Annotated in this window: 6 protein-coding genes, 4 tRNA genes and 5 rRNA genes; 1 reads left to right on the plus strand and 14 read right to left on the minus strand. The window is 43.5% G+C overall.

Going from position 1 to position 16,945, the window contains the following annotated elements; translation table 11 throughout:
- Window positions 1–2: 2 nt before the first annotated feature.
- Both VH441_RS04910 and VH441_RS04915 read right to left on the minus strand, forming a co-directional pair.
- Window positions 3–1,019: an NADP-dependent oxidoreductase gene (locus VH441_RS04910; RefSeq protein ID WP_434352566.1), complete on the minus strand. Its 1,017-nt coding sequence runs from the start codon at window positions 1,017–1,019 to the stop codon at window positions 3–5.
- 145 nt (window positions 1,020–1,164) lie between these two features.
- Window positions 1,165–2,997 (minus strand): acyl-CoA dehydrogenase, encoded by a 1,833-nt coding sequence (locus VH441_RS04915; protein WP_434352567.1) that lies wholly within the window; start codon window positions 2,995–2,997, stop codon window positions 1,165–1,167.
- Window positions 2,998–3,260: 263 nt separating this feature from the next.
- Between VH441_RS04915 and VH441_RS04920 the strand changes: the two genes are divergently transcribed.
- A complete protein-coding gene (locus VH441_RS04920) occupies window positions 3,261–4,265 on the plus strand; it encodes a GlxA family transcriptional regulator (RefSeq protein WP_434352568.1) in 1,005 nt (334 codons plus the stop codon).
- 89 nt (window positions 4,266–4,354) lie between these two features.
- Here the strand turns inward: VH441_RS04920 and VH441_RS04925 are convergent, their stop codons facing one another.
- The 12 genes from VH441_RS04925 to VH441_RS04980 form a co-directional block, all read right to left on the minus strand.
- A complete protein-coding gene (locus VH441_RS04925; RefSeq protein ID WP_434352569.1) occupies window positions 4,355–5,230 on the minus strand; it encodes a lysostaphin resistance A-like protein in 876 nt (291 codons plus the stop codon).
- Window positions 5,231–5,385: 155 nt separating this feature from the next.
- Window positions 5,386–5,745 carry a hypothetical protein gene (locus VH441_RS04930; protein WP_434352570.1) on the minus strand — a complete coding sequence of 120 codons (360 nt, stop codon included), beginning with the start codon at window positions 5,743–5,745 and terminating at the stop codon, window positions 5,386–5,388.
- A gap of 165 nt (window positions 5,746–5,910) precedes the next feature.
- A 5S ribosomal RNA gene (gene rrf, locus VH441_RS04935) occupies window positions 5,911–6,024 on the minus strand.
- Window positions 6,025–6,169: 145 nt separating this feature from the next.
- Window positions 6,170–9,020, minus strand: a 23S ribosomal RNA gene (locus VH441_RS04940).
- A 313-nt stretch (window positions 9,021–9,333) separates the two neighbouring features.
- Window positions 9,334–9,409: transfer RNA gene (locus VH441_RS04945), tRNA-Ala, on the minus strand.
- Window position 9,410: 1 nt separating this feature from the next.
- Window positions 9,411–9,487: transfer RNA gene (locus VH441_RS04950), tRNA-Ile, on the minus strand.
- A 60-nt stretch (window positions 9,488–9,547) separates the two neighbouring features.
- A 16S ribosomal RNA gene (locus VH441_RS04955) occupies window positions 9,548–11,081 on the minus strand.
- Together the 16S, 23S and 5S rRNA genes with 2 tRNA genes alongside form the textbook arrangement of a ribosomal RNA operon.
- Window positions 11,082–11,778: 697 nt before the next feature.
- A complete protein-coding gene (locus tag VH441_RS04960) occupies window positions 11,779–13,023 on the minus strand; it encodes a hypothetical protein (protein WP_434352571.1) in 1,245 nt (414 codons plus the stop codon).
- Between the two features lie 293 nt (window positions 13,024–13,316).
- Window positions 13,317–13,430 (minus strand): 5S ribosomal RNA (gene rrf, locus VH441_RS04965).
- A gap of 145 nt (window positions 13,431–13,575) precedes the next feature.
- A 23S ribosomal RNA gene (locus VH441_RS04970) occupies window positions 13,576–16,426 on the minus strand.
- 312 nt (window positions 16,427–16,738) lie between these two features.
- Window positions 16,739–16,814: transfer RNA gene (locus VH441_RS04975), tRNA-Ala, on the minus strand.
- A 1-nt stretch (window position 16,815) separates the two neighbouring features.
- A tRNA-Ile gene (locus tag VH441_RS04980) sits at window positions 16,816–16,892 on the minus strand.
- Window positions 16,893–16,945: the final 53 nt, after the last annotated feature.

Raw genomic sequence — 16,945 nt, forward strand, 5'->3', positions numbered from 1 at the left:
TATTAGTCTCCTACTTTAATAATTAATTTACCAAAGTTTTGACCCTTAAATAGCATCATTAAGGTATCTGGGAAGGTATCTATGCCTTCCACAATATGGTCTTTCACTTTTACTTTACCTTCTTGTATCCAACCGGCAATTTCTTTGGCTGCCACTGAGTATTCTTTGGCATTATCAAATACCACAATACCTTCCATACGTGCACGATTCACCAATAAAGACAAATAGTTTGAAGGTCCTTTAACTGGTGTGGTGTTATTGTATTGGCTAATGGCACCACAAATCACAATACGAGCTTTTAGGTTAATTTGGGTAAGTACGTCGTCTAAAATATCACCACCAACGTTATCAAAATAAACATCTACCCCATCAGGGCATGCTTTTTGAAGCCCAGCCTTCACATTTTCATTTTTGTAGTCAATAACGGCATCAAAACCAAGCTCATCAATCAAAAATTGGCACTTTTCAGGTCCACCGGCAATACCCACCACTCGGCAACCTTTAATTTTAGCAATTTGCCCTACCAAACCACCGACTGCACCAGCTGCACCTGATACCACAACCGTTTCACCTTCTTTTGGTTCCCCTGTGTTTAACAAACCAAAATAGCCTGTCATCCCTGGCATACCAAGCACACCCAAGTAGTATGGTAATGGTGCTAAATTAGGGTCAATTTTATAAAGCCCTGTGCCATCGCTCACATCATATGCCTGTACGCCACTGTAGCCACCAACATAATCGCCTGCTTCAAAGCCTTCTAGCTTACTTTCGAGGATTTTACCCACTGTGCCTGCACGCATCACATCACCCACAGCAACTGGCGCAATGTAAGACTTAGCATCGTTTAACCAACCACGCATGGCAGGGTCAACCGAGATATATTCAATCTTAATAAGTACCTGACCATCTTTAATGCTAGGGACTTCTGCTTGGGTAAATTCCCAAGTTTCTGCACTTGGCTCGCCAACGGGTCTTTGCTTTAATCGCCATTGCTTATTGGTTAATGTTTCAGTTGTCATTTTTTGCTCCTTTTGGGTTTTTTAAATCCCTATTTAATTAATTGTTGCCAAACAACCAATACCATGATGTTTAGGTAAATGCTGTTTGCATTGGTTAAAATCATTGTTAACTTATATTAGCTTGCTATCGTGTAAAACTATTTAATTAAAACCATTCAACTTGCATATCAGTGCAAACTGAGTTGGTGTTGGTTAATAAATCAATATCACGGCTAACGCTGGGGAGTTCCCAATCAATAAAATACTTCGCCGCTTGTAACTTACCTTGATAGTAGTTTTGTTTGTCTTGTTCATTATCATCATTAGCAATGGCGTGCAGAAGCTGTTCTGCTTTACCTGCCTGACGTAGCCAAATCCAACTTACCACTACCGATGAGAAAATATTCATTAATGCTTGTGCATTCCCTGTTAAAGTAATGGCTTCTTGTGTTGGCAATAACTTGGTAATTTGTAATAAAACCGCTTGTAGTTTTGCCATATAGGGTTGTAGTTTCTGAGCAAGCAATGCCGTTTGTGGCGAGTGATTGTCAGGTTCAACAATGATTGCCATGTCTTTTTCGATTTCTTGTGTTAGCACTTGCAAGCCCAATCCGTTGTTTTGCCACAGTTTACGGAATGATAAATCCAATGCCTGAATACCGTTAGTGCCTTCATGAATCGGGTTCAAACGGTTGTCACGCCAAAATTGTTCGGCAAAATATTCACGGGTGTAGCCCGCACCGCCTAATATTTGAATGCCCAAATCATTTGCCTTTGGTCCATATTCTGAAGGCCATGCTTTAAGCACTGGGGTTAATAAATCCAACAGCTCTTTTAGCTCAGCTCTGCGTTTGTCGTCATCACAAGTGTTAATACGGTCAATTAAGTTTGAGCCATATAAACATAAGGAGATACCGCCTTCAGCATAAGCTTTTTGGGCAAGCAACATACGTTTGACATCACCATGATGAATGATGGGCGTCGCTGGGTCTTCAGGTTTGTTGTTGGGTGCAATTCTGCCTTGGGTACGGTCTTTGGCGTAGTCTAGCGAATATTGATAACCACGGTAGCCAATCATAGATGCCCCAAAGCCTACGCCAATGCGTGCCTCATTCATCATCATAAACATATAACGCAGACCAAAATGTTCTTCACCCACAAGATAACCGTGGCAATCGTCTGCATCGCCAAAGCTTAAAGCGGTTGAGGTTGTACCACGGTAGCCAAGCTTATGTAGCAAGCCTGCCAAATGCACATCATTACGTTGTCCAACCGATAAATCATCATTCAAGCGATATTTTGGTACAACAAATAATGAGATGCCTTTCACCCCTGCAGGACCACCTGGTACTTTTGCCAATACCAAATGGACAATATTGTCAGACAGTTCATGCTCACCACCTGAGATATAAATTTTACTGCCTTTAATGCGATAACTGCCATCCGCTTGTTTCACCGCAGTGGTTCTAATATCAGCAAGTGATGAGCCGGCATGTGGTTCAGTCAATGCCATCGTGCCTGTAAAGTCACCCGTTAGCATTCTTGGCACAAAGGCATTTTTAATGTCTTCGCTGGCACAGTGCATAATCACATTGGCAGCCGCTGAGGTCAAAAATGGGTAAGCCGTTGTGGATGGGTTGGCAGCCATAAAATAGCCTGATAAAGCAGTCAATACCGTTTCTGGCAGTTGCATGCCACCGTCTTCAAATGAATAACGACCTGCAATAAAGCCTGATTCTCGAAAGGCATCAAATGCAACCTTCACATCATCAATCATGCTCACTTTTTTACCATCAAACTGTGGTTCATCTTTATCAGCAAGATGGTTGTGTGGTAAAAACAGATTGGTTGCCATTTTTTTGGCAGTGTCTAACACCGCATCAAAGGTGGCTTTATTATGCTCGGCAAATTTAGGGTGCGTACAAAGGGTTTCTGTATCAAGTACATCATACAGCTGAAAAGGCAGTTCAAAATCATGGATAAGGGTATCGGCAGCCATTGCGTCCTCGCTATTGTGTTATCTTCCTGAAAAAGGGCGTATCAAATCTGCTCATGTAATTCTGAGATAATTGGTAGGATTTGATAAAGTCCAATGATAGTAGCTTATTTTTTTGCCATGCCCAATTGTCATTTATGACTTTATTATGGCTATAAGTGACATTTTAATAAATCCTTGATACACTGAGTTTGCTATTTTTTCTAAAAATTGTCTTATTTTCTACCGCTAAATTCATCTCAAAAAGGAATAAAAAGGAAGCACCAATGCCGTTATATCGTCGTTTAAAAGTGATTATTGTCGGATTTGATGGCGTGCTTGGCAGTGCGTTAACCGGTGCGTTGGATATATTTTCATTTACCGGTGTTAGCTGGCAACGGTTTTTAGGAAAGTCGGTAGAGCCAAGGTTTGATGTGCAAATTGCTAGCTTAAACGGTGCAAGCATCCGTTGTAGTAATCGCCTTATGCTACAACCGCATTGTGATATTGCAAGCATAGAAAATTGTGATTTGTTATTGATTCCGACCATTGGCGACTCGGTTGATAAAGTGCTGGCAAACAATAAAGTACTAATACCGCATTTACAGCGACTGGCGCAAACCAATGCAGACATTGCAAGCAACTGTAGTGGTGCGTTTTTTTTGGCAAAAGCAGGCGTATTAGATGGACGGGTAGCCACCACCCATTGGGGATATGCCAATAAATTTAAACAAGATTACCCCAAGGTTAATTTGCAAGAAAATCAGTTTGTCACACAAGCGGATAATATTTTTTGTGCAGCAGGCGGCAGTGCTTTTTATGACTTGTCTTTATTGTTAATAGAGCGTTATTGTGGGCGAGAAATTTCTACACAGGTGGCAAAAACCCAAGTAATTGATGGCAGACGCGGCAATCAAAACAGCTATAACAACATTAAGCTCTATAAACCACACTCAGATAGTTTGGTAAAAACCGTGCAAAACTACATCGAAGATAATTTTACACAGCCATTAAGTGTTGCTCAATTAGCAGATATGGTCAACGTCACTACGAGAACCTTAAACAGACGTTTTCAAGCATGTGTGGATATGAGACCAATTGAGTATATTCAAGCAATACGCATCGAACACGCCAAGCGATTGCTAGAATCAGGAGAAGTCACTATTAAATCCTTGGCACATCAAGTGGGCTATGATGATTTATCCTCATTTAGCCGTTTGTTTAAGCGAGCGACTGAGCTAACGCCAAAAGAGTATCAAAAGAAGTTTATTTACAAAAGATTATCAAAGTAGTAGATAAAGAAGCTAAAAAGATAATGAATAAACTGTTTAACTTTACAAAATAATTGAGTGTATTAGTCCGCCTAAAACTGCGGATAGCATTATAAGTTAAACAGTTTATTACTAAGCAAGCTAACCAACCATCTCATAACCATCACAATACATAGTGTTAACAAAGGCAGTAACAAGATTACTAAATCAAGCGAAATAATCCCTTGTGAAAAAGCCATATGTCCTGCTACTTTACTTTGCCATAAGGCAATCGCATTATTGATGCTATGGAACATAATAGGCGCAATAAGAGCGCCTGTCACCGCATACAACCAGCATGCTAAAACGCCCATGAGCATCAACATCATCATTTGAACATCTTGCCCACCACCACCATGTGCACTGGCAAATAAAAATACTGATACCAACATGGCAAGCACAAATGCAAACCATTTTTTTGTTTGGATGCTTGTGTTGTTTAGTATGCGTTTTTGTTTAAACAAACTATTAAAAAGGCTACGGAAGATTAACCCACGAAATAGCAATTCCTCATTTAAAGGGGCAAATATACCAATGGAAAGAAGCAGCATAAGATCTTTGCCATAATGTTTACCAAAGCCTAAACTTTGCATGACCATCTTACTGGCTTCTTCGGCATTTTTATCTTGCTGTTCAAACAGATACACCAGCCCAGTAAAAACGATAACAGCTAACAACGTATAGATGATGGTTTTAAAGGAGTTACCCCACGCCAAACCAACATCTTGCATAATAGTTTGGGTGTTTATTTTTTTATTTGGAGACTGACGAGTAAGTAACCATAACAAGAGTATTGGCAGTAGCAACATTAACCACATGCTAATATGGTGATTAATACCAAACAAAAGCAAGATGATAGAAAATATATAGGCTATCAGTGCAAACCACCAACGCCAGTTGCCAGCATATAAATCCAAACTAAAAAGGTGTGAGGTGTTTTTGTTCATAGTGTTGGTCCATGGTCGAGTTGCGCTCCTGTCTAGCTAACACCACCTGTTGTTAATTTACGCATTGATAACCGCAATTTTCCAAGCTCATGTATAAGATTTTCGATATAAATTTTATGAGAATTAATATGAAATTCATCAAATTGATTAAATTATTATTTCGAGATACAACTTCCATAATACTGAGATGGGATTAGCTTACCAAATATCACAGAGTTTCGCGAATGTACTGCTTCAAGTTTTGAAGTGATTGTAGTTGTCATCACATTACCAGTATCTGTTATTTCTATGAATGTTCTCGCTTCATCATTAAATATATAAGCCACTTCCTTACTCCCATTATTACCAATAATATATGCTTTTCCGGAGATATCATCTAACAAGAAAGTAAGTTTGAGATCCTCTTCATCTAAAGTTTTACCATTTGAAAATGAATCAAAATTACAATCATAATTTACTGTAGCAAAGACATGTGTACAGACAAAAAATAACATAATGGAAGTTAATAATTTCATTACTGACTCCTTAAGTAAACAAGTAAAAAGATTGATATCGAATTATAATTCAACACTTACAATACTACCATCTAATCTACAACAAACTCCAAACCAACCAATAAAAAACCGCCCCACTCAGTGAGCGGGGCGGTTTTGGAGTAACCGGTTGGGTTACGAATAAGGAGCTGACGATGACCTACTCTCACATGGGCGAACCACACTACCATTGGCGCGAAGACGTTTCACTTCTGAGTTCGGGAAGGGATCAGGTGGTTCCATCTTGCTATTATCGTCAGCGAAGGGGTTTTAACAACAGCAACCGACTAGGTTGCTAGTAGAAATGAGTTTTATATATGTCTTTCGACTTTCAAGATTATTATCTGATATCAAGCTTATGATGATATCGAAATTATATTAACTATATAAACCATTTTGGTATTGTATAGTCAAGCCAAACGAGCAATTAGTATCAGTTAGCTACACATATCGCTATGCTTCCACACCTGACCTATCAACGTCCTAGTCTTGAACGGCTCTTAAGGGAAATCTAATCTTGAGGTGGGCTTCCCGCTTAGATGCTTTCAGCGGTTATCCCATCCGAACGTAGCTACTCGGCAATGCGACTGGCGTCACAACCGAAACACCAGAGGTTCGTCCACTCTGGTCCTCTCGTACTAGGAGCAGATCCTCTCAAATTTCCAACGCCCACGGTAGATAGGGACCGAACTGTCTCACGACGTTCTAAACCCAGCTCGCGTACCTCTTTAAATGGCGAACAGCCATACCCTTGGGACCTGCTTCAGCCCCAGGATGAGATGAGCCGACATCGAGGTGCCAAACACCGCCGTCGATATGAACTCTTGGGCGGTATCAGCCTGTTATCCCCAGAGTACCTTTTATCCGTTGAGCGATGGCCCTTCCATACAGAACCACCGGATCACTAAGACCTACTTTCGTACCTGCTCGAGTTGTGACTCTCGCAGTTAAGCGCGCTTTTGCCTTTATACTCTTTGAACGATTTCCGACCGTTCTGAGCGCACCTTCGTACTCCTCCGTTACTCTTTAGGAGGAGACCGCCCCAGTCAAACTACCCACCATACATTGTCCTCAGCACTGTGAATGCCTAAGTTAGAACCTCAACATAACCAGGGTGGTATTTCAAGGATGGCTCCACGCAATCTGGCGATCACGCTTCATAGCCTCCCACCTATCCTGCACAGGTTAGGTCAAAGTTCAATGTAAAGCTGTAGTAAAGGTTCACGGGGTCTTTCCGTCTAGCCGCGGGTACACAGCATCTTCACTGCGATTTCGATTTCACTGAGCCTCTGCTGGAGACAGCGTGGCCATCATTATGCCATTCGTGCAGGTCGGAACTTACCCGACAAGGAATTTCGCTACCTTAGGACCGTTATAGTTACGGCCGCCGTTTACTGGGGCTTCGATCAAATGCTTCGCTTACGCTAACATCATCAATTAACCTTCCAGCACCGGGCAGGCATCACACCCTATACGTCCACTTTCGTGTTTGCAGAGTGCTGTGTTTTTAATAAACAGTTGCAGCCACCTGGTATCTGCGACTGCCAACAGCTCATGGAGCAAGTCCAATCACCGTCGGCAGCGTACCTTCTCCCGAAGTTACGGTACCATTTTGCCTAGTTCCTTCAGCAGAGTTCTCTCAAGCGCCTTGGTATTCTCTACCTGACCACCTGTGTCGGTTTCGGGTACGATTCGTTTGTGACTATCGCTTAGAAGCTTTTCCTGGAAGCATGGTATCTACCACTTCGCTAGTAAACTAGCTTGCTATCAGATCTCAGTATATAAGTGCCCGGATTTGCCTAAGCACTAAACCTACATCCTTTCACCTGGACAACCATCGCCAGGCTGATATAACCTTCTCCGTCCCTCCATCGCATCACAAACAAGTATAGGAATATTAACCTATTTCCCATCGACTACGCCTTTCGGCCTCGCCTTAGGGGTCGACTCACCCAGCCCCGATTAACGTTGGACTGGAACCCTTGGTCTTCCGGCGAACGGGCTTTTCACCCGTTTTATCGTTACTCACGTCAGCATTCGCTCTTGTGATACCTCCAGCATGCCTTACAACACACCTTCATCGGCTTACACAACGCTCCCCTACCACTTGAAACAAATTTCAAATCCGCAGCTTCGGCTCCTAGTTTGAGCCCCGTTACATCTTCCGCGCAGGCCGACTCGACTAGTGAGCTATTACGCTTTCTTTAAAGGGTGGCTGCTTCTAAGCCAACCTCCTAGCTGTCTATGCCTTCCCACATCGTTTCCCACTTAACTAGGAATTTGGGGCCTTAGCTGGCGGTCTGGGTTGTTTCCCTCTCCACTACGGACGTTAGCACCCGCAGTGTGTCTCCCGGATAGTACTCATAGGTATTCGGAGTTTGCATCGGTTTGGTAAGTCGGTATGACCCCCTAGCCGAAACAGTGCTCTACCCCCTATGGTATTCGTCCGAGGCGCTACCTAAATAGCTTTCGGGGAGAACCAGCTATCACCGAGTTTGATTAGCCTTTCACCCCTATCCACAAGTCATCCCCTGGCTTTTCAACGACAGTGGGTTCGGTCCTCCGATGCCTGTTACGGCACTTTCAACCTGCTCATGGATAGATCACTCGGTTTCGGGTCTATACCCTGCAACTATTCGCCCTATTAAGACTCGATTTCTCTACGGCTCCCCTAAATGGTTAACCTCGCTACAGAATATAAGTCGCTGACCCATTATACAAAAGGTACGCCGTCACGGAACAAGTCCGCTCCGACTGCTTGTATGCACACGGTTTCAGGTTCTATTTCACTCCCCTCACAGGGGTTCTTTTCGCCTTTCCCTCACGGTACTGGTTCACTATCGGTCAGTCAGGAGTATTTAGCCTTGGAGGATGGTCCCCCCATCTTCATACAGGATTTCTCGTGTCCCGCACTACTTAATATGCTTCCTAATAGATTTCGGATACGGGGCTATCACCCACTATGGCCAGCCTTCCCAAGCTGTTCTCCTATCTATAAGTCCGTCGGCTACTCCCCGTTCGCTCGCCGCTACTTGGGGAATCTCATTTGATGTCTTTTCCTCGGGGTACTGAGATGTTTCACTTCTCCCGGTTTGCCTCTCTTACGAGATAACTAGCTTATGCTAGTTGGGTTTCCCCATTCAGAAATCTCCGGATCGTAGGATATTGCCACCTCCCCGAAGCTTATCGCAGGCTATCACGTCTTTCATCGCCTCTGACTGCCAAGGCATCCACCATGTGCACTTAATTACTTGACTATACAATCCAAAATAGTTTGCAATGTATAGGTAATTTAATTAACGATATCACCATTTGTGTTGTTATCTATCTTCCAATAAATAACGCGCTTGATTCAGTTCTCTTTACTTTTCGATAGTTAACGGTGGGATAACATTACAATGTCATTCCGTTAACTATCAGGTTAAACACATTCTTGTTGGAACAGTGTGTTTAACCCAGACTCATTTCTATGTTGTTAAATAGTTTATGATGCTCTCTTCAAGTCATCATGTTCTTTCTGCTTTCACAGATATAAATAATCTTCCCAAATTACTTATATCTGTAAATTAATGGTGGAGCCAAGGAGAGTCGAACTCCTGACCTCCTGCGTGCAAGGCAGGCGCTCTACCAACTGAGCTATGGCCCCATGGTGGGTCTAATAAGACTTGAACTTATGACCCCCGCGTTATCAACACGGTGCTCTAACCAGCTGAGCTATAGACCCTTATAGCTTACTTCTTAAAAAACAACTTGTTGTGAATTCTTGCCAATTGAATGCTTTCGTTAAGGAGGTGATCCAGCCGCAGGTTCCCCTACGGCTACCTTGTTACGACTTCACCCCAGTCATCAACCCCACCGTGGTGAGCGCCCTCCTAAGTTAGGCTACCCACTTCTGGTGAGATCAACTCCCATGGTGTGACGGGCGGTGTGTACAAGGCCCGGGAACGTATTCACCGTGGCATTCTGATCCACGATTACTAGCGATTCCGACTTCATGGAGTCGAGTTGCAGACTCCAATCTGGACTGAGATAGGCGTTTTGAGATTGGCATCACATCGCTGTGTAGCTTCCCTTTGTACCTACCATTGTAGCACGTGTGTAGCCCTGGTCGTAAGGGCCATGATGACTTGACGTCGTCCCCGCCTTCCTCCAGTTTGTCACTGGCAGTCTCCTTAGAGTCCCCACCATTACGTGCTGGCAACTAAGGATAAGGGTTGCGCTCGTTGCGGGACTTAACCCAACATCTCACGACACGAGCTGACGACAGCCATGCAGCACCTGTATCACAATTCCCGAAGGCACTCTCGTATCTCTACAAGATTCTGTGTATGTCAAGACCAGGTAAGGTTCTTCGCGTTGCATCGAATTAAACCACATGCTCCACCGCTTGTGCGGGCCCCCGTCAATTCATTTGAGTTTTAACCTTGCGGCCGTACTCCCCAGGCGGTCTACTTATTGCGTTAGCTGCGTCACTAAGTCTTCATGAGACCCAACGACTAGTAGACATCGTTTACGGCGTGGACTACCAGGGTATCTAATCCTGTTTGCTACCCACGCTTTCGAACCTCAGTGTCAGTATGATGCCAGGAAGCTGCCTTCGCCATCGGTATTCCTCCAGATCTCTACGCATTTCACCGCTACACCTGGAATTCTACTTCCCTCTCACCTACTCTAGTTTAACAGTTTCAGATGCAGTTCCCAGGTTAAGCCCGGGGATTTCACATCTGACTTATTAGACCACCTACGCTCGCTTTACGCCCAGTAATTCCGATTAACGCTCGCACCCTCTGTATTACCGCGGCTGCTGGCACAGAGTTAGCCGGTGCTTATTCTGCAGTTAACGTCATGACTATAGGGTATTAACCTATAGCTGTTCCTCACTGCTTAAAGTGCTTTACAACCAAAAGGCCTTCTTCACACACGCGGCATGGCTGGATCAGGGTTGCCCCCATTGTCCAATATTCCCCACTGCTGCCTCCCGTAGGAGTCCGGACCGTGTCTCAGTTCCGGTGTGGCTGATCATCCTCTCAGACCAGCTACAGATCGTCGCCATGGTAGGCCTTTACCCCACCATCTAGCTAATCCGACTTAGGCTCATCTAATAGCAAGAGCACAAAGTGCCCCCTTTCTCCCGTAAGACGTATGCGGTATTAATCCGAGTTTCCCCGGGCTATCCCCCACTACTAGGTAGATTCCTAAGTATTACTCACCCGTCCGCCGCTAATCGGGTCTAGCAAGCTAGACCTTCATCGCTCGACTTGCATGTGTTAAGCCTGCCGCCAGCGTTCAATCTGAGCCATGATCAAACTCTTCAGTTTAATCTTTGTTGAGACCTTTTAAGATGGTCCCTAATCTTGGCTCATTCGTACTTTACTAGCATATTTACTTAAGTATGTTCGTATATGAATTAACTTTGGTATTTCTACTAATTTCGTCGAATGATTATCTTTTTAAAGTCATTCTAAATTAGCAAAAATCCACACAAGTTGTTTTTTAAGTTTGTTTTTAATGAGTTAGATTACCTTCGTCAGGTTAATCTTTACCCCCTTTGTCTTCAACGTATGCTGTGCGACTCAGGGAAGGCATATTATATAGTGTTTATCTCTCGTGTCAACACTTTTTTACGCCTTTTTAAAGTTTTTTCGCTTCGCTTTTCTTTGTTTTAAGCTTAACTCAATTTCACTTTAATTTACGCTACAAAACTTCGCTTTGTCAGCTCTGCCCCGTTTGCGTGAGGGCGTATTATACGCAGTTTTTTTAGGTTGGCAAGGGGTTTTTAAAGATTTGTGAAATTTGTTTGTAAGGGGCTGGTTTGAAAGGGGGTTTTGATGGAAGTTTGTTTGCTAGCCAATGGGTGGTTATTTGACTTTATATATGTGTCTTTAGTTTCCAACCTTTATTATTTATTTTTTCTTCCTACTATAAATGTTTTCGACTTCTAATGTAGAAATTTAACGCCCTCACTTACAGCTGGTTTATTGCGCAGCAGAATATCAGTCCTACAACATTCACTTGTTAGCTCTCACTCTCCGTTTCAATCATATTTTTCAAATCAGAGAAAGCCCTATTTTGCTGATTAAGATTGCTCTTAAAGTCTATTGCTTTAACGGAACGCTCATGTCCCTCACCATGATGCTCGTATATTTCCAAATAGCCCTCTTGCTCTAACTGATCGATGAGATCATAGCTTGACTTGAAATCATAACCCATGGGCCCTAGATAATTGACGACAAATGACTTAAGACCCATAAATTCGTATCCGTTTTCATCCGTAAATCTTTTGCTAGCCCTAAGTTTAGATAGCATCTCTGACTTTGAAATTGCTTTCAGAGAAGACTCACTTGCAATTACATCTCTTATTGCATCTCTGTCATCAGACGAAAATTGAACTGCAGCAATTTTCTCTTCAGCATCTTTAATTATTTTTTCAAGATCTTCTGTTAGCTCTTTTGCAGTAATTCGATCTTTTTCAACAAAAAGGCTGTTATGAGCTACCTTATGTCTAATTTTCTCTAACTGCTCCCATTTTTGCTGGAAGTTCTGATCTTTAAACGACTCTTTAAAAAATTTATTGTAGTTAGATTGAAGTTCAATTTTTAAGGCAGCGATTGCTTCTTGAGTTTCCTCCATTTCCATGACCTTGGTATAGATGTCATCTCTTGAAATAAAACCAGAAGATTGAGAGTAGACGATTTTACCTAACTCTCCAAAATCGATTAAGTAAGCCTTACTATCAGCTTTAGATGAAAAATTTGTCTCGTTATTCTTCCTGTTAATAACTTTCTTTTTCATTTCTGAATCAGCTGTCAAAGACCACCAGTTCGGACCAAGTTTTGTTACAAGAAACTTAATTAGATATCTGCGCAAGGAATTTTCAACTTTATTGATTTCAGGGTAAATATCATTCGCAATATTCGAAGACGCTTCATCCGTAAGCACATATATGTGCTCAAACTTTAGCTCCTTAAGATGCGATAAGATTTTTAATCTAAAGGGCTCTAGAAACTGTAATTGTGCAGATATTCTAACAATGAATCCTGTCCCTATTTGATCTTTAACTTCATCATCTGGATCGACCTTTGCTATTTGGATATTTAGACCTTGGTCTCGATCTTCAATTTGAGTATTATCATGCTTGAGTCTTGGATTCTCAAACAAAGAGGAATTCGACATTAAGGCGTAACAAAGCTCTTGTTCTGCTTTGACAACACACTTTCCTATATTATCTACGCAAAGTAGTTCATATTCCAATTTGCTCAATTTTATTTCCTATTTTTTGATTATTTCTTAATAGCACTAACAATTTATTATCTTGCTATCCTAGCATTGATGTCAATCACTGACAATATATAAACTCAGTAGGTTGGTATCGAGGAGTCGAGAACCAACACCCCAGTGTCAACACTTTTTTACGCCTTTTTTTATATAATATTCATTATAGATAGAATAATACTACCATCTAATCTACAACAAACTCCAAACCAACCAATAAAAAACCGCCCCACTCAGTGAGCGGGGCGGTTTTGGAGTAACCGGTTGGGTTACGAATAAGGAGCTGACGATGACCTACTCTCACATGGGCGAACCACACTACCATTGGCGCGAAGACGTTTCACTTCTGAGTTCGGGAAGGGATCAGGTGGTTCCATCTTGCTATTATCGTCAGCGAAGGGGTTTTAACAACAGCAACCGACTAGGTTGCTAGTAGAAATGAGTTTTATATATGTCTTTCGACTTTCAAGATTATTATCTGATATCAAGCTTATGATGATATCGAAATTATATTAACTATATAAACCATTTTGGTATTGTATAGTCAAGCCAAACGAGCAATTAGTATCAGTTAGCTACACATATCGCTATGCTTCCACACCTGACCTATCAACGTCCTAGTCTTGAACGGCTCTTAAGGGAAATCTAATCTTGAGGTGGGCTTCCCGCTTAGATGCTTTCAGCGGTTATCCCATCCGAACGTAGCTACTCGGCAATGCGACTGGCGTCACAACCGAAACACCAGAGGTTCGTCCACTCTGGTCCTCTCGTACTAGGAGCAGATCCTCTCAAATTTCCAACGCCCACGGTAGATAGGGACCGAACTGTCTCACGACGTTCTAAACCCAGCTCGCGTACCTCTTTAAATGGCGAACAGCCATACCCTTGGGACCTGCTTCAGCCCCAGGATGAGATGAGCCGACATCGAGGTGCCAAACACCGCCGTCGATATGAACTCTTGGGCGGTATCAGCCTGTTATCCCCAGAGTACCTTTTATCCGTTGAGCGATGGCCCTTCCATACAGAACCACCGGATCACTAAGACCTACTTTCGTACCTGCTCGAGTTGTGACTCTCGCAGTTAAGCGCGCTTTTGCCTTTATACTCTTTGAACGATTTCCGACCGTTCTGAGCGCACCTTCGTACTCCTCCGTTACTCTTTAGGAGGAGACCGCCCCAGTCAAACTACCCACCATACATTGTCCTCAGCACTGTGAATGCCTAAGTTAGAACCTCAACATAACCAGGGTGGTATTTCAAGGATGGCTCCACGCAATCTGGCGATCACGCTTCATAGCCTCCCACCTATCCTGCACAGGTTAGGTCAAAGTTCAATGTAAAGCTGTAGTAAAGGTTCACGGGGTCTTTCCGTCTAGCCGCGGGTACACAGCATCTTCACTGCGATTTCGATTTCACTGAGCCTCTGCTGGAGACAGCGTGGCCATCATTATGCCATTCGTGCAGGTCGGAACTTACCCGACAAGGAATTTCGCTACCTTAGGACCGTTATAGTTACGGCCGCCGTTTACTGGGGCTTCGATCAAATGCTTCGCTTACGCTAACATCATCAATTAACCTTCCAGCACCGGGCAGGCATCACACCCTATACGTCCACTTTCGTGTTTGCAGAGTGCTGTGTTTTTAATAAACAGTTGCAGCCACCTGGTATCTGCGACTGCCAACAGCTCATGGAGCAAGTCCAATCACCGTCGGCAGCGTACCTTCTCCCGAAGTTACGGTACCATTTTGCCTAGTTCCTTCAGCAGAGTTCTCTCAAGCGCCTTGGTATTCTCTACCTGACCACCTGTGTCGGTTTCGGGTACGATTCGTTTGTGACTATCGCTTAGAAGCTTTTCCTGGAAGCATGGTATCTACCACTTCGCTAGTAAACTAGCTTGCTATCAGATCTCAGTATATAAGTGCCCGGATTTGCCTAAGCACTAAACCTACATCCTTTCACCTGGACAACCATCGCCAGGCTGATATAACCTTCTCCGTCCCTCCATCGCATCACAAACAAGTATAGGAATATTAACCTATTTCCCATCGACTACGCCTTTCGGCCTCGCCTTAGGGGTCGACTCACCCAGCCCCGATTAACGTTGGACTGGAACCCTTGGTCTTCCGGCGAACGGGCTTTTCACCCGTTTTATCGTTACTCACGTCAGCATTCGCTCTTGTGATACCTCCAGCATGCCTTACAACACACCTTCATCGGCTTACACAACGCTCCCCTACCACTTGAAACAAATTTCAAATCCGCAGCTTCGGCTCCTAGTTTGAGCCCCGTTACATCTTCCGCGCAGGCCGACTCGACTAGTGAGCTATTACGCTTTCTTTAAAGGGTGGCTGCTTCTAAGCCAACCTCCTAGCTGTCTATGCCTTCCCACATCGTTTCCCACTTAACTAGGAATTTGGGGCCTTAGCTGGCGGTCTGGGTTGTTTCCCTCTCCACTACGGACGTTAGCACCCGCAGTGTGTCTCCCGGATAGTACTCATAGGTATTCGGAGTTTGCATCGGTTTGGTAAGTCGGTATGACCCCCTAGCCGAAACAGTGCTCTACCCCCTATGGTATTCGTCCGAGGCGCTACCTAAATAGCTTTCGGGGAGAACCAGCTATCACCGAGTTTGATTAGCCTTTCACCCCTATCCACAAGTCATCCCCTGGCTTTTCAACGACAGTGGGTTCGGTCCTCCGATGCCTGTTACGGCACTTTCAACCTGCTCATGGATAGATCACTCGGTTTCGGGTCTATACCCTGCAACTATTCGCCCTATTAAGACTCGATTTCTCTACGGCTCCCCTAAATGGTTAACCTCGCTACAGAATATAAGTCGCTGACCCATTATACAAAAGGTACGCCGTCACGGAACAAGTCCGCTCCGACTGCTTGTATGCACACGGTTTCAGGTTCTATTTCACTCCCCTCACAGGGGTTCTTTTCGCCTTTCCCTCACGGTACTGGTTCACTATCGGTCAGTCAGGAGTATTTAGCCTTGGAGGATGGTCCCCCCATCTTCATACAGGATTTCTCGTGTCCCGCACTACTTAATATGCTTCCTAATAGATTTCGGATACGGGGCTATCACCCACTATGGCCAGCCTTCCCAAGCTGTTCTCCTATCTATAAGTCCGTCGGCTACTCCCCGTTCGCTCGCCGCTACTTGGGGAATCTCATTTGATGTCTTTTCCTCGGGGTACTGAGATGTTTCACTTCTCCCGGTTTGCCTCTCTTACGAGATAACTAGCTTATGCTAGTTGGGTTTCCCCATTCAGAAATCTCCGGATCGTAGGATATTGCCACCTCCCCGAAGCTTATCGCAGGCTATCACGTCTTTCATCGCCTCTGACTGCCAAGGCATCCACCATGTGCACTTAATTACTTGACTATACAATCCAAAATAGTTTGCAATGTATAGGTAATTTAATTAACGATATCACCATTTGTGTTGTTATCTATCTTCCAATAAATAACGCGCTTGATTCAGTTCTCTTTACTTTTCGATAGTTAACGGTGGGATAACATTACAATGTCATTCCGTTAACTATCAGGTTAAACACATTCTTGTTGGAACAGTGTGTTTAACCCAGACTCATTTCTATGTTGTTAAATAGTTTATGATGCTCTCTTCAAGTCATCATGTTCTTCTGCTTTCACAGATATAAATAATCTTCCCAAATTACTTATATCTGTAAATTAATGGTGGAGCCAAGGAGAGTCGAACTCCTGACCTCCTGCGTGCAAGGCAGGCGCTCTACCAACTGAGCTATGGCCCCATGGTGGGTCTAATAAGACTTGAACTTATGACCCCCGCGTTATCAACACGGTGCTCTAACCAGCTGAGCTATAGACCCTTATAGCTTACTTCTTAAAAAACAACTTGTTGTGAATTCTTGCCAATTGAATG

This window comes from Psychrobacter sp. HD31 (assembly GCF_051097895.1).
Taxonomy (GTDB): Bacteria; Pseudomonadota; Gammaproteobacteria; order Pseudomonadales; family Moraxellaceae; genus Psychrobacter.